Source organism: Aquabacterium humicola (assembly GCF_030167915.1).
Taxonomy (GTDB): domain Bacteria; phylum Pseudomonadota; class Gammaproteobacteria; order Burkholderiales; family Burkholderiaceae_C; genus Pseudaquabacterium; species Pseudaquabacterium humicola.
The window spans coordinates 14682-27908 of record NZ_JARGNB010000001.1; the positions used below are offsets into that span (position 1 = coordinate 14682).

At 70.5% G+C, this 13227-nt stretch carries 12 protein-coding genes; 6 read left to right on the forward strand and 6 right to left on the reverse strand.

Annotated elements, in window-relative coordinates:
• Nucleotides 1-16 precede the first annotated feature (16 nt).
• Nucleotides 17-1240: an SUMF1/EgtB/PvdO family nonheme iron enzyme gene (locus tag P1K89_RS00060; protein ID WP_284614310.1), complete on the forward strand. Its 1224-nt coding sequence runs from the start codon at nucleotides 17-19 to the stop codon at nucleotides 1238-1240.
• Nucleotides 1241-1246: 6 nt separating this feature from the next.
• Here the strand turns inward: P1K89_RS00060 and P1K89_RS00065 are convergent, their stop codons facing one another.
• The 6 genes from P1K89_RS00065 to P1K89_RS00090 form a co-directional block, all read right to left on the reverse strand.
• Nucleotides 1247-1672, reverse strand: a complete 426-nt coding sequence (locus P1K89_RS00065) for a response regulator (protein ID WP_284614311.1) — start codon at nucleotides 1670-1672, stop codon at nucleotides 1247-1249.
• A gap of 188 nt (nucleotides 1673-1860) precedes the next feature.
• Nucleotides 1861-2493, reverse strand: coding sequence for a response regulator (locus tag P1K89_RS00070; protein ID WP_284614312.1), 633 nt, complete (start codon nucleotides 2491-2493; stop codon nucleotides 1861-1863).
• A gap of 177 nt (nucleotides 2494-2670) precedes the next feature.
• Nucleotides 2671-5190: a GspE/PulE family protein gene (locus P1K89_RS00075; protein ID WP_284614313.1), complete on the reverse strand. Its 2520-nt coding sequence runs from the start codon at nucleotides 5188-5190 to the stop codon at nucleotides 2671-2673.
• A 156-nt stretch (nucleotides 5191-5346) separates the two neighbouring features.
• Nucleotides 5347-6648, reverse strand: a complete 1302-nt coding sequence (locus tag P1K89_RS00080) for a TRAP transporter large permease (protein ID WP_284614314.1) — start codon at nucleotides 6646-6648, stop codon at nucleotides 5347-5349.
• Complete coding sequence (locus tag P1K89_RS00085; protein ID WP_284616275.1) at nucleotides 6641-7093, reverse strand: TRAP transporter small permease; 453 nt, start codon at nucleotides 7091-7093, stop codon at nucleotides 6641-6643. Before P1K89_RS00085 ends, P1K89_RS00080 begins: the two co-directional genes overlap by 8 nt.
• 103 nt (nucleotides 7094-7196) lie before the next feature.
• The gene (locus tag P1K89_RS00090) at nucleotides 7197-8204 is read right to left on the reverse strand and encodes a TRAP transporter substrate-binding protein (RefSeq protein ID WP_439897943.1); all 1008 of its coding nucleotides are present in this window, start codon (nucleotides 8202-8204) and stop codon (nucleotides 7197-7199) included.
• A gap of 113 nt (nucleotides 8205-8317) precedes the next feature.
• Here P1K89_RS00090 and P1K89_RS00095 point away from each other — a divergent pair, with 113 nt between their 5' ends.
• The 5 genes from P1K89_RS00095 to P1K89_RS00115 all read left to right on the forward strand — a co-directional run bounded on the left by P1K89_RS00095 (nucleotide 8318) and on the right by P1K89_RS00115 (nucleotide 13224).
• On the forward strand, nucleotides 8318-9262 hold the full coding sequence (locus tag P1K89_RS00095) for a LysR family transcriptional regulator (RefSeq protein WP_284614315.1): 945 nt from the start codon (nucleotides 8318-8320) through the stop codon (nucleotides 9260-9262).
• Nucleotides 9263-9418: 156 nt separating this feature from the next.
• Nucleotides 9419-10204, forward strand: a complete 786-nt coding sequence (locus tag P1K89_RS00100) for a putative hydro-lyase (protein ID WP_439897963.1) — start codon at nucleotides 9419-9421, stop codon at nucleotides 10202-10204.
• Between the two features lie 32 nt (nucleotides 10205-10236).
• Complete coding sequence (locus P1K89_RS00105) at nucleotides 10237-11220, forward strand: TRAP transporter substrate-binding protein (protein ID WP_439897944.1); 984 nt, start codon at nucleotides 10237-10239, stop codon at nucleotides 11218-11220.
• Between the two features lie 142 nt (nucleotides 11221-11362).
• Nucleotides 11363-11881 (forward strand): TRAP transporter small permease, encoded by a 519-nt coding sequence (locus tag P1K89_RS00110; protein WP_284614316.1) that lies wholly within the window; start codon nucleotides 11363-11365, stop codon nucleotides 11879-11881.
• Nucleotides 11882-11922: 41 nt separating this feature from the next.
• A complete protein-coding gene (locus tag P1K89_RS00115) occupies nucleotides 11923-13224 on the forward strand; it encodes a TRAP transporter large permease (RefSeq protein ID WP_284614317.1) in 1302 nt (433 codons plus the stop codon).
• Nucleotides 13225-13227 lie beyond the last annotated feature (3 nt).

Sequence of the window (13227 nt, forward strand, 5' to 3'; positions counted from 1 at the left end):
TCGCGGCGTCGCGACGATGAGCAGTACCCGCTTCGTCGCCGCCGACCTCCACGATCCCCAGGCGATGCGCGCGGCCACGGCCGATGTGCTGTCGCTCGCGCTGCTCGATGCGCGCAACCGCACGCTGCAGTGGCTGGGCCTGTTCGATGGCGTGGCCGCGCAGGCGACGCCGCCGGCCGATGTCGACCCGCCGGCGTGGCTGATCGGGCAGGCAGGCCGCTTCCAGGAGCTGTGGATCACCCGACACCTGCAGCGTGGGCGCGGCGAGGCCTGCGATCCCCAGGGGCCGCGGCTGGCGACGATCGACCCGGTGCTCGACTGGTGGCTCGACCCGGCCGCCGGTTCGCGCGCGCAGCGCTGGGCCGGCAGCGCGCCGGGCGCCGAAGCGGTGCGGGCCTACCTCGAGGCCACGCTGGAAGCGACGCTGGAGCTGCTGGACAAGGCCGAGGCGAGCGACGCCGGCCTGTACTTCTTCCGCCTCGCGCTGGCGCACGAGGACGCGCTGGCCGAGTCGCTGGCCGAGATCGCGCAGCAGCTGGGTCTGGCGCTGCCGGCCGGCCTGGCCGCCGAGTTCCCGGTGCGCGCCACGCGCGAAGCGCTGTGGTTCCCGGCCCAGCGGGTCACGCTGGGCACGCCGGCGCGCGGCCTGGTGCCGGCCGGCGAGACCGGGACCGACGAGGTCGCGCTGCCGGAGTTCGAGATCGATGCGCAGGTGGTCAGCTGGGCGCAGTTCGCCGAGTTCGCGGAGGACGGCGGCTACGACGAGCAGGCCTGGTGGGACGACGCGGGCTGGCAGTGGCTGCAGGCCGATGGCCGCCGCGCGCCGCGTTACGTCGAGCAGCTGGCGGGCGGCGTGCTGCTGCACCGCGCGGGGCGACTGCAGCGCGTGCCGGGCGCGCAGGCCGCCGTGCATGTGGGCGTGCATGAAGCCGAAGCCTGGTGCCGCTGGGCCGGGCGGCGGCTGCCGACCGAACCCGAATGGGTGGCCGCCGTGGCCTCGACCGGCCGCGGCTTCGTCTGGGGCGACGTGATCGAGTGGGTGGCCGGCCGCGCTCGCGCGTTCTCCGGCTACCGCCGCGGCCCGAGCGGCGCCTTCGCCCTGCCCGAGCAGCCGGGCTGGCGCGTGCTGCGCGGGGCATCGGCGTGGACGGCGGCGCGCCAGCGCCACCCGGGTGCGCGGCGTTTCCTGCCCCCCGATGCCGACGCCGGGTTCAGCGGCTTCCGCAGCTGCGCGATCTGACGCCCGTCACAGCAGTTCGTCGAGGCGGTCGTCCAGCGTCGCGAGGTCCAGCGGCTTGGGCCAGCAGGCGCGTGCCCCCAGCGCCATCGCGGCTTCGTGCGCCGCCTCGTCATGGCTGGCCGAGACGATGGCCACCGGCACGTGCCGCAGCACCGGGTCGGCGCGCAGGTGGGCGAGCAGGTCGAGCCCGTTGCCGTCGGGCAGCTGCAGATCCAGCAGGATGGCCAGCGGCGGCTCGGCGCGGGCCATCGCCAGGGCCTCGCGCACGGTGCCTGCGCAGCGCGCGACCTCGCGCTCGCGCATGCGGAAGTACTCCTGCAGCAGGAGCACGTTGAGGGGGTTGTCGTCGACGATCAGAACGCTGCCCTCGACCGGTCGCAATGGCGCCACCAACGAGGGTCCGGGGCCCGCGGCCCGGCGCAGCCTGTCCATGTCGTTCTCCCTGGTCGCGGCACGCCCAACGCTGCCGTCTGGCCCAATGTTGGCTTGGCAATCGTCAAGCGGCTGCGGGGAGTCCTTGACGAGTGCTGTAGGACAAGCGCAGTGATCCCCCGGACGGGGGACGGCATCGCGGAGACGACGGCCGGGCGGCGGTACCCGGCGGAACCGACCTCGAACGATCAGCCTTCGATCAGGCCTTCGCGCACCGCCAGCCGCACCAGCGCGGTGACGCCGCTGACGCCGAGCTTGGTCATGATGCGGCTGCGGTAGGTGTCGACCGTCTTCGGCGACAGGTGCAGGTCGTGTCCGATGGCCGCGCTGCTCATGCCGTTGACGACCATCGTGACGATCTGCCGTTCGCGCGGCGACAGGGTGGAGAACGGATCGGGCGGCGCATCGTCGGCCAGCGCCTGCAGCGCGAGGTCGGCCACCTGCGGGCCGAAGAAACGGCGACCCGCGGTGACGGTGGTGATGGCCTGCAGCAGCTCGACGGCGCCCGAGTCCTTCAGCACGTAGCCTGCGGCACCGAGCCGCACGGCTTCGGCGACGTGGCGCGGCTGCGCCGACATCGTCAGCACGATCGCGCGCACCGACGAGTCGCGGCGCTTCAGCTCCTGCAGCACCTCGAAGCCCGAGCGCTCGCCGAGGCCGAGGTCGAGCAGCATCACCTCGGCGCCGCGCTGCTGCGCATCGACGACCGCGTGCGTCGGGTCGCTGCCTTCGCCGACCACCTCGTGGCCGGCCCCTTCGAGCAGCGCATGCAGGCCATCGCGCAGCAACAGCTGGTCGTCGACGAGGTACAGGCGTGTCATGGGCGGAGGACTCCGCGGGACGACACGAGGCGGTGAAACATGGAGCTCCCTTGAGGTCTTCGGCTTTCGCGCCGGTACTCGCGACAAGATACCAAAATGCCGCATTGCTGCGGCATTCGAATGGAAGTTTTGTAGCACGGACGACGCGAAATCGGTCGCTTGTGCTGGACGCTTCTCTTACGTGTTGCTGCTGGCCCGAACCTCTTCCGCGGTCGTCAGGCCCATCAGCACCTTCTGGATGCCGTCCTGACGCAGCGTGCGCATGCCGCGGGCCATCGCCGCACGCTGCAGCTCCTCGGCGGGCACGGCCCCCTGCACCATGCGGCGAAGCTCGCGGTCGATGCTCAGCAGCTCGTGCACGCCGACGCGGCCGCTGAAACCGGTGTGGCGACAGTGCGCGCATCCCGCGGCCCCGTGCCATTGCAGCACGCCGTGGCGCCCGTGGTGATGACGCCATTGCGACAGCACGGATTCGCGCGACGGCCGGGTCGCACTGTCGGGAAAGCTTGATAGCCAGTCGTCGAGAAGATTCTCGATCTCGTCGTCGCGCGCGGGCCGTTGCGTGACGCAATGGCGGCACAGCCGCCGGACGAGGCGCTGCGCCAGCACGGCGATCAGCGAATCGGCGAAAGCGAACGGGTCGAGGCCGAGGTCGAGCAGGCGCACGACCGTCTCTGCGGCGCTGTTGGTGTGCAGCGTCGACAGCACGAGGTGGCCGGTCAGCGAGGCTTCGATCGCCACCTGCGCGGTCTCCGCGTCACGCACCTCGCCGACCATCACGACATCGGGGTCGGCGCGCAGGAAGGCCCGCAGCGCCTTCGCGAAGGTCCAGTCGATGCGCGGATTGACCTGCACCTGGCGCAGGCCGGCCTGCGTGATCTCGACCGGGTCCTCGGCGGTCCAGATCTTGCGCGCCGGCGTGTTGATGTGGGCCAGGGCCGCATGCAGCGTGGTCGTCTTGCCGCTGCCGGTCGGGCCGACGCACAGCACCAGGCCGTGCGGGCGCTCGATCGCCGACTTCAGCCCGGCGAGCACCTCGGGGGCCATCTGCATGTCACACAGCGGCAGCGCGCGCGCCTGCGCCAGCAGGCGCAGCACTGCGTCCTCGACACCGTTGGCGGTCGGGATCGTCGCGACGCGCAGTTCCAGCGACTGGCCCTGCACGAAGCGGCCGAAGTTGATCTTGCCGTCCTGCGGCTTGCGGCGCTCGGAGATGTCGAGGTCGCACATGATCTTCAGGCGGGCGATCACCGCCTGCTTGTAGTTCGGCGGCAGCTCGAGGTAGGGCTCGAGCACGCCGTCGCGGCGGAAGCGGATGCGCACCTTGTCGGGCCCGCCCGGGCATTCGATGTGGATGTCCGACACCCCGGTCTGCTGGGCCTCCAGGATCATCGTGTTGATCAGCCGGACCAGCGAGTTGTCGGACTGCTCGATCGCCGGCAGCTCGTCCTGCGCCTCCTGGCGCAGTTGCTGCTCCAGGTTCGCGAGCAGCCGGTCGGCGCTGTCGGCGCTGTCGGTGTAGATGGCGCCGCGCAGTGCGCCGCTGGTCTCGACCGCCTTCGCGCCGCCCGGCAGCTCCTGCTGCCCCAGGCGCTGGTAGAGCCGGTTGATCGCCGGCAGCAGCGTGCCTTCTCGTGCCAGCACCGGCACCACCTTGGCCTGCGTGGTGAACTCGATCTCGTCGATCAGGATGCGGGCCGACGGGTCCTCCAGCGCGACGATCAGCCGGCCGCCGCGCATCATCAGCGGCAGCGCCGGCAGCCGCCGCGCGAGCGCCGCCGGCAGCTTCATCGCCGCTTCGGGCTCGACCGGGAACTCGCCGGCGTCGACGACCGGATAGCCCATCTTGCGCGCGAGCGCGGTCTGCAGTTCGCCGCGGCTGACGACGCCGCGCTGTACCAGCAGCTCGCCGAGCGGCACGTTGCGTTCGCGCGTCTGCTGCTGAAGCGCATCGCCGAGCTCGTTCTCGTCGATGATGCCCAGCGCGATCAGGGCCTCGCCGATGCGCACCATCGGCATGCGGGCCTGCTGCTCGATCGCCTCGGCCAGCTGCTCCGGCTCGACGATGCGCTCGGACAGCAGCAGCTCGCCCAGGCGCCGGCGGCGCAGGTCGCTCTGTTCGCCGGCTGCGCGCTCGACGTCGTCGGCGCTGGCGGCCTGGTGTTCGACCAGCAGTTCCCCGACGCGCGGGCCGAATTCGACGCCGTCGACCGCCGGCCGGGGGTAGAAGCTGCGCAGCACGGCGTCGCCGGTGCCCGCGGGCGGAAACAGGAAATGGCCGAGCGCATGCTCGACATGCCCGATGGTGATCAGCTCGGTCGTCGCGCCGCCGGCGAAGGCGATGCGGCAGGTGTTGCGCGGCGCTGCATGCAGCGCGCCGGCCGGCGAACCCGGCGGCACGCCCTCCAGCGGCGGCAGCGGGTTCAGCAGCGTCAGCCGGCGGAACTGCGTCAGGCGCAGCGTCAGCGTTCCGCGCGCCGGCGGCACGATCAGGTGCACCACGCCGGCCGCGGCGTCGAACAGCGCGAGCCGGCCCGTCGTCACCTTGCCGTTGGGGCCCTCGATCTCGCAGGGCTCCGGTGCCTTCGCCGGCCGCGGCGAAGGGTAGGCCGCGTAGGGTGGCGTCGGCCAGGCCAAGGCCTCGGCCGCGCCGGTGCCCGACAGCAGCGCCGAAGACGGCTCGGACAGGTTGCTCATGCGGGCATGCTAGGCCGCCTCGCCCAAGCCAAACCGGCAAAAAGCGCAAGCGCCGCCGCCCAGTTCGGCGGCTTCGACGCCTCAGCCGCCGCCGGGCCGCCCCTGGGCGGCTGATGCCCCCTCGGGGGGCAGGAGCGAAGCGACGTGGGGGGCCACTCAGCCTGACATCTGCCGCGGCAGGGCCGTCACCAGGCCGGGGAAATACCAGATCAGCAGCACGGCCGCGACCATCAGCAGGAAGAAGGGCAGCGTGACACGGGCGATCCAGCCCACCTCGCGCCGGGTCATGCCCTGCAGCACGAACAGGTTAAAGCCGACCGGCGGCGTGATCTGCGCCATCTCGACCACCAGCACGACGAAGATGCCGAACCACAGCAGGTCGATGCCGGCCTTCTGCACCGTCGGCAGGATCACGCCCATCGTCAGCACGACCATCGAGATGCCGTCGAGGAAGCAGCCGAGCAGCACGTAGAACAGCATCAGCGCGAGGATCAGCGCGAAGGGCGTGAGCCCCAGCGATCCGATCCATTCGGCCAGGTGCCGCGGCAGGCCGATGTAGCCCATCGACAGCGTCAGGAAGGACGCCCCGGCGAGGATCAGCGCGATCATGCAGTACAGCCGCGTGCCGCCCATCAGGGCATCGCGGAAGCTGGCCCAGCTCAGCGAGCCCTGCAGCGCGGACAGCACGAGTGCACCGATCACGCCGACCGCCGCCGCTTCGGTGGCGGTGGCGATGCCGGTGTAGATCGAGCCCAGCACCGCGCCGATCAGCAGCACGACGGGAATCAGGTGCCGCGACTCGCGCAGCTTGTGGCCCAGCGAGGTCGGCGGATCGGCCGGCGGCACGCGCTGCGGGTTGAGCAGGCCCCAGACCACGAGGTAGCCGGAGAACAGCGCGGCCAGCAGGATGCCCGGGATCACGCCGGCGATGAACAGCCGGGCGATCGACACGTCGGCCGAGACGCCGTAGACGATCATGATGATCGACGGCGGGATCAGCAGCCCGAGCGTGCCGGCGCCGGCCAGCGAGCCGATCGTCAGCTCCGGCGGATAGCCGCGCCGGGCGAGCTCGGGCAGCGACATCTTGCCGATCGTCGCGCAGGTCGCGGCGCTCGAGCCGGACACCGCGGCGAAGATCGCGCAGCCGATCACGTTGGTGTGCAGCAGCCGGCCCGGCAGCCACTGCATCCACGGTGCCAGGCCCTTGAACATGTCCTGCGACAGCCGCGTGCGGAACAGGATCTCGCCCATCCACACGAACAGCGGCAGCGCCGTCAGGGTCCAGCTTGAGGCCGAGCCCCAGATGGTCAGCGCCATCGCGTCGCCCCCCGGGCGCGAGCTGAACAGCTGCATGCCGATCCAGGCGACGCCCGACAGCGTCAGCCCGATCCACACGCCGCTGGCGAGGATCAGGAACAGCGCCGCGATCAGCAGCGCGGTGACGGCGATCTCATTCATTGCGCAGCGCCTCCTCGCCCTGCGGCGGCTTGCGCTGCCCGCGCAGCTCCAGCACGAACTCGTCCAGCAGCGCGATCACCAGCACCAGCGCGCCGGCAGCCATCGCGATCTGCGGAATCCACAGCGGCGTCGCGTCGCCGCCGGTGGAGACGTCGTGGAACTCGTGCGACTGCCAGGCGAGCCGTGCCGAATACCATGCAAAAAGAGCGGCCAGCAGCGTGCCGGCGGCGAGCGACCACAGCTCGAGCGCGCGGCGCCAGCGCGGCGGCAGCGCGTTGACGAGCAGCGTCACGCGGATGTGCTCGCCGCGCTTGAGCGTCTGCGCCAGCGACAGGAATCCGGTGGCCGCGAGCAGGTAGCCGGCGTAGCCGTCGATACCGGTCAGGTTGAAGCCGAACTCGCGGCCGGCCACCGAGGCGACGATGGCCAGCAGCAGCCCGACCATCGCCAGCGCCGCGAGCGCGGCGCTGGCGTCGTACAGGCCGTCGAGCGCGCGGCGAAGCGGCGCCGCGCCGGGCGTCACCTCGGACGTCGGGGTGGTCGGCACCTCAGTTCTTCGCCGGCGCCTTCGCCGCGATCGCCTTCTTGAAGGCCGCGACGACCGCGGCGTTCTCGGCGCCGGCGGTCTTCTCCCAGTCGGACAGCATGATGTCGCCGACCTGCTTCAGGTCGTGCTTCAGCTTGGCATGCGGCCGATGGATCGTCATGCCCTTCTCGGTCAGCGCCTGCTTGTACCAGTCGTTCTTCTCCATGCTGATCTTCCAGCCGCGGGCCTCGGCGTCGGCGGCGGCCTTCAGCACGGCGTCCTGCGACGCCTTGTCGAGCGCGTCGAAGGCCTTGCGGTTGACGATCACGGCGTTCTTCGGCAGCCAGGCCTGCGTGTCGTACCAGTTCTTGATGTGCTCGTAGGTCTTCGAGTCGTAGCCGGTCGAGCCCGAGGACATGTAGCTCTCGACGACGCCGGTGGCCAGCGCCTGCGACAGCTCGGCGGCCTGGATGGTCACCGGCTGCGCGCCGATCAGCTCGGCGATCTTCGCGGTGGCCGGGCTGTAGGCGCGCCACTTGATGCCGCGCATGTCGGCCACCGAGTTGATCGGCTTCTTCGTGTAGATGCCCTGCGGCGGCCACGGCACCGAGAACAAGAGCTTCATGCCCTGGCCGCCGAGCTGCTTGTCGAGCACCGGGCGCTGCAGGTCGTACAGCACCTTCGCCTCGTCGTAGGAGCTGGCAAGGAAGGGCACGCCGTCGAGCGCGTAGATCGGCGCCTCGTTGGCGAAGTTGGCCAGCAGGATCTCGCCGATCTGGGCCTGGCCGCCCTGCACCGCGCGCTTGATCTCGTTGGCCTTGAACAGCGAGGCGTTGGCATGCACGGTGATCTTCAGCTTGCCGCCGGTGGCCTTGTCGACGTCGGCGGCGAACTGGGTCAGGTTCTCGGTGTGGAAGTTGCTCGCGGGGTAGGCGGCGGGCAGGTCCCACTTGGTCTGGGCCATCGCGGGGGAGAGGGCGGCGCCGAAGATCAGCGCGGTGAACGAGACGGTGAAGGTGCGACGCAGCATCATCGGACTCCGATCGGTTCCTGGGGTGACGGGCAATGGAAAAGTAGGCCGAGAATAACGACAACCACCGCGCCTTCCATGCGTATCTCTCCGAAGACGGCCGCCGCCCTCGCATGAACCTGCGCTTCGTCGAAGCCTTCTACTGGGCCGTGTCGCTCAAGAGCGTGACGCGCGCGGCCGAGAAGCTGTTCATCACCCAGTCGGCGCTGTCCAGCCGCATCGCTGCGCTCGAGGAGGAGCTCGGCGTGCTGCTGCTCGACCGGCGCGACAAGCAGTTCCGCGTCACCATCGTCGGCACGCGCTTCTTCGGCTATGCGCAGCGCCTGCTCGAGCTGCAGCGGCAGATCAAGGCCGAGCTCGGCTCCGACGCCGCGCGCTCGCTGCTGCTGCGCATCGGCGCGATCGAGTCGGTGGTGCACAGCTGGCTCACCGAGTGGCTGCAGCAGATGCGCGCCGAGCACCCGGCCTTCGAGCTCGAGCTGACGGTGGAAACCACGCCGCTGCTGACCGAGCAGGTGCGCCGCGGCACGCTCGACCTGGTGTTCGCCGCGCTGCCGGCGGCGGGCGAGGGCATCCGCACCCGCGCGCTGCAGCCGATGGAGATGGTCTTCGTCGGCCATGCGGTGCTGCACCCGCGCAAGCGCTACGCGCTCGAGGACCTCGCGCGCTTCGAGCTGCTGACCTTCCAGCGCGCCTCGCAGCCCTATGTCGCGCTGCTCGACCTGTTCCGCTCGGCCGGCATCGAGCCGCCGCGCGTGCACGCGATCTCGTCGATCTCGGCGATGGTGCAGCTGGTCGAGGGCGGCTTCGGCATCGCCACGCTGCCGCGCGTGGCCGCCGAGCGCCTCGCGCAGCGCCAGCCGCTGCGCGTGCTGAACTTCACGGATGTGCTCGCGCCGCTGCCGCTGCATGCCAGCTTCCGCGAGGACCCGACCTCGACGATCACGCTCGCCGCGCTCGATGCGGCAGCGGCCTTCGCGGGACTCAAGGCGCCCCGCCGCGGTGCGTCGCGCACCAGTGGCGCCACCGCGGCCTCATCGAAAAAATCGATGAGCTGAGCGAAGGATTTTGCGTTGGCGGCGACTGGGGCCGCTGCCCACAATCTGCCTCCATGACGACCCCCCAGGGGCCGCACAGGAGACAAGAGCGTGGTGCAAGGTTCCGGAATCACGTCGACGACACCGCGGCAGGACCCGCCGGCCGACCCGCCCGCGCTGGGTCCGCAATCGAGCGGCCTGGCCGTGCGCCTCGCGGCCCGCGCCGGCTGGCTCGACCGGCACACCAGCGGCCTCGCGACGCAGCACGTGCAGGGCAACGTCGTGATCCTGCCGCGCGACGTCGCCGACGAGTTCCTGCGCTACTGCCAGCGCAATCCGAAGCCGTGTCCCGTGCTGGCGGTCAGCGAACCCGGCGACCCGACGCTGCCGACGCTGGCCGGCGATCTCGACATCCGCAGCGACGTGCCGCGCTACCGCGTCTGGCGCGAAGGCGTGCTGGTCGACGAGCCGCTGGACGTGCGCGCGATCTGGCGCGACGACCTCGTGAGCTTCGTGCTCGGCTGTTCGTTCTCGTTCGAGCAGGCGCTGATCGAGGACGGCATCCGGCTGCGGCATGTCGACGAAGGCAAGAACGTCGCGATGTACCGCACCAGCATCGCCACCGTCGCCGCCGGCCGGTTCAGCGGCCCGATGGTGGTGACGATGCGACCGATGAAGGCGGCCGACGCGATCCGCGCGACGCAGATCACCTCGCGCTTCCCGAACGTGCACGGCGCGCCGGTGCACATCGGCGACCCGTCGCTGATCGGCATCCGCGACCTGCAGCAGCCCGACTACGGCGACGCGGTGGCCGTGCTGCCCGACGAGCTGCCGGTGTTCTGGGCCTGCGGCGTCACGCCGCAGGCGGCGCTGGCGCAGGCGCGCCCGCCCTTCGCGATCACGCATGCGCCGGGGGCGATGCTGATCACCGACCTGCTGAACCACCAGCTGTCCAGCTTCTGATTCCCGACGACCGAACCGACCAGGAGACATCGATGAACAAGCTCGCCCGCACGCTGGCGATGGCCGCTGCATTGCCCGTGACGCTGTCCGTGACACTGCCCGCCTTGGCGCAGACCAAGTGGGACCTGCCCTCCGGCTACGGCACCAATACCTTCCAGGTGCAGAACCTGCAGTGGTTCGCCGAGGAGGTCGACAAGGCCAGCAAGGGCAAGCTGAAGATCACGCTGCACCCGACCGCCTCGCTGTTCAAGGCCAACGAGATCAAGCGCGCGGTGCAGACCGGCCAGACGCAGGCGGGCGAGTTCATCCTGTCCGGCGCGTCGAACGAGAACCCGCTCTTCGGCGTGGACTCGGTGCCCTTCCTGGCGACGAGTTATGCCGAGGCGAGGAAGCTCGACGAGATCTCGCGCCCCTACCTCGAGAAGCTGCTCGCGTCGCAGGGCATGAAGCTGCTGTACACGGTCGCCTGGCCGCCGCAGGGCCTGTACTCGGCCAAGCCGGTGACCAGCATGACCGACCTGAAGGCGACCAAGATGCGTGCCTACAACCCGGCCACCACGCGCATCGCCGAGTATGTCGGCGCGCAGCCGGTGACGATCCAGCTCGCCGAGCTGCCGCAGGGCCTCGCGACCGGCACGGTGCAGAACTTCCTGACCTCGAGCGCCTCGGGCGTCGACAGCAAGCTCTACGAGCACGTGAAGTTCTTCTACGACGTCAACGCCTGGCTGCCGCGCAACGCGGTGGTCGTGAACCAGAAGGCCTTCGACGCGCTCGACAAGCCGACACAGGAGGCCTTGCTGAAGGTGGCCGCCGAGGCCGGCCCGCGCGGCTGGAAGATCAGCGAGCAGAAGGACGCCGAGTACATGAAGGAACTGGCGGCCAAGGGCATGACCGTCGACACCAGCAGCGAGGCGCTCAAGCGCGAGCTCAAGCTGATCGGCGGGCGCATGACCACCGAATGGATGAAAGCTGCCGGCGACGACGGCAAGGCCATCATCGAGGCCTTCCGCAAGTAAGCCCCCGCAGGCGGGGCCGCCCGGGCCTCGCCCGCCGCGCAGGTGCGGGTTCCCGCACGCCACGCGCGCCATGCATGACCCCCCGGCTGCCGCGCGGCGGCCGAGTCTCGCCGGCACCCGCCCGGCCCATCAGGAGTTCCCGATGTCGAACCTGCTGACGCGGTTCTATGCCCTGCTGTGCGCGCTGTCCGCGCTGGCGATGGTCTCGACCTTCTTGATCGTGATGCTGGGCATCGTCGGCCGCGAAACCGGATTGATCACGGTCGGCGGGCTCGATGCCTATGCCGGCTACGCGATCGCCGCGGCGCTGTTCCTCGCGCTGCCGGAGACGCTGCGCCGCGGCGACCACATCCGCGTGACCTTGCTGCTGCAGCGGCTGCCGCAGCGCGGACGCGCCGCGCTGGAGCTGTGGGGCGCCGCCGCGGGCTTCGCGCTGTCGGCTTTCCTCGCGTGGTACGCGGCGCGCCTGGTGTGGATCTCCTTCGCCACGCATGACGTGTCGCCGAGCTCGGACGCGACGCCGCTGTGGCTGCCGCAGCTGGCGATGGCGCTCGGCTGCGCGGGCCTGGCGGTGTCGATGGCGCATGCGCTGGCCTGCCAGCTGAAGGGCCGCAGCTTCTTCGTCGCGGCGCCGGCCGGCGAGGCGGCGCACGTCGAGTAGGTCGCGCAGACGACCGATACGCAACCACCAGGAGACAAGACATGGACATCGTCGTCGCAGCCGGACTGATCGCGCTGCTGATCGTGGTGCTGGGCACCGGCCTGTGGATCGGCCTCGCGCTGCTGGGCGTCGCGGTCTTCGCGATGCAGGTCTTCACCGGGCGGCCGGTCGGCGACAGCATGGTCTTCACCATCTGGGGATCGACCTCGAGCTGGACGCTGACGGCGCTGCCGCTCTTCCTGTGGATGGGCGAGATCCTGTTCCGCTCGCGGCTGACCGCCGACCTCTTCAAGGGCCTGGCGCCGTGGCTCAACCGCCTGCCCGGCCGGCTGCTGCACGCCAATGTGATCGGCTGCGGCATCTTCGCCGCGGTGTCGGGCTCGAGTGCCGCGACCTGCGCGACGATCGGCAAGATCACGCTGCCCGAGCTGAAGAAGCGCGGCTACCCGGACGCGATCTCGATGGGCTCGCTCGCCGGCGCCGGCACCTTCGGCCTGCTGATCCCGCCGTCGATCATCATGATCGTCTACGCGGTGGCGGCCGACGTGTCGATCGCCAAGCTGTTCGTCGCCGGCGTGCTGCCGGGCCTGCTGCTGATGGCGATCTTCTCCGTGTACATCGCCGTCTGGGCGCTGCGCCATCCGGACCAGGTGCCCGCCGCCGACGCCGAGATGAACCTGCTGCAGAAGCTGCATGCGGCGCGCCACCTGCTGCCCATCGTCTCGCTGATCGCGCTGGTCATCGGGGCGATCTACAGCGGCATCGCCACGGCCACCGAGTCGGCAGCGATGGGGGTCGCCGGCGCGCTGCTGCTGAGCCGGCTGGAAGGCTCGCTCACCTGGGCCAGCTTCAAGGACGGGCTCTTCGCCGCCTGCCGCGTCTACTGCATGATCGGCCTGATCCTCGCGGGCGCGGCCTTCCTGACCCTGGCGATGGGCTTCATCGGCCTGCCGCGCGAGGTCGCGCAGTTCATCGGCGGGCTGCAGCTGTCGCAGTTCTGGCTGCTGATGCTGCTGATGGTCTTCTTCATCGTGCTCGGCTGCTTCCTCGACGGCATCTCGATGGTGGTGCTGACGATGGCGGTGCTGCTGCCGACGGTGCAGGCCGCGGGCATCGACCTGATCTGGTTCGGCATCTTCGTCGTGCTGGTGGTCGAGATGGCGCAGATCACGCCGCCGGTCGGCTTCAACCTCTTCGTGCTGCAGGGCCTGACCCGGCGCGAGCTGCCCGAGCTGGCGCGCATGGCGCTGCCGTTCTTCGCGCTGCTGGTGCTGGCGGTGCTGGTGATCTACCTGTTCCCGCAGATCGTGCTGTTCGGACCGAGCCTGATGGGCCGAGCCTGATGT

Excerpts from the sequence above, each read along its gene's own strand:
- P1K89_RS00060 (WP_284614310.1), top strand. The coding sequence starts at position 17 with ATGAGCAGTACCCGCTTCGTCGCCGCCGACCTCCACGATCCCCAGGCG.
- P1K89_RS00065 (WP_284614311.1), bottom strand. The coding sequence starts at position 1,672 with ATGGACAGGCTGCGCCGGGCCGCGGGCCCCGGACCCTCGTTGGTGGCG.
- P1K89_RS00070 (WP_284614312.1), bottom strand. The coding sequence starts at position 2,493 with ATGACACGCCTGTACCTCGTCGACGACCAGCTGTTGCTGCGCGATGGC.
- P1K89_RS00075 (WP_284614313.1), bottom strand. The coding sequence starts at position 5,190 with ATGAGCAACCTGTCCGAGCCGTCTTCGGCGCTGCTGTCGGGCACCGGC.
- P1K89_RS00080 (WP_284614314.1), bottom strand. The coding sequence starts at position 6,648 with ATGAATGAGATCGCCGTCACCGCGCTGCTGATCGCGGCGCTGTTCCTG.
- P1K89_RS00085 (WP_284616275.1), bottom strand. The coding sequence starts at position 7,093 with ATGGTCGGGCTGCTGCTGGCCATCGTCGCCTCGGTGGCCGGCCGCGAG.
- P1K89_RS00090 (WP_439897943.1), bottom strand. The coding sequence starts at position 8,204 with ATGCTGCGTCGCACCTTCACCGTCTCGTTCACCGCGCTGATCTTCGGC.
- P1K89_RS00095 (WP_284614315.1), top strand. The coding sequence starts at position 8,318 with ATGAACCTGCGCTTCGTCGAAGCCTTCTACTGGGCCGTGTCGCTCAAG.
- P1K89_RS00105 (WP_439897944.1), top strand. The coding sequence starts at position 10,237 with ATGAACAAGCTCGCCCGCACGCTGGCGATGGCCGCTGCATTGCCCGTG.
- P1K89_RS00110 (WP_284614316.1), top strand. The coding sequence starts at position 11,363 with ATGTCGAACCTGCTGACGCGGTTCTATGCCCTGCTGTGCGCGCTGTCC.
- P1K89_RS00115 (WP_284614317.1), top strand. The coding sequence starts at position 11,923 with ATGGACATCGTCGTCGCAGCCGGACTGATCGCGCTGCTGATCGTGGTG.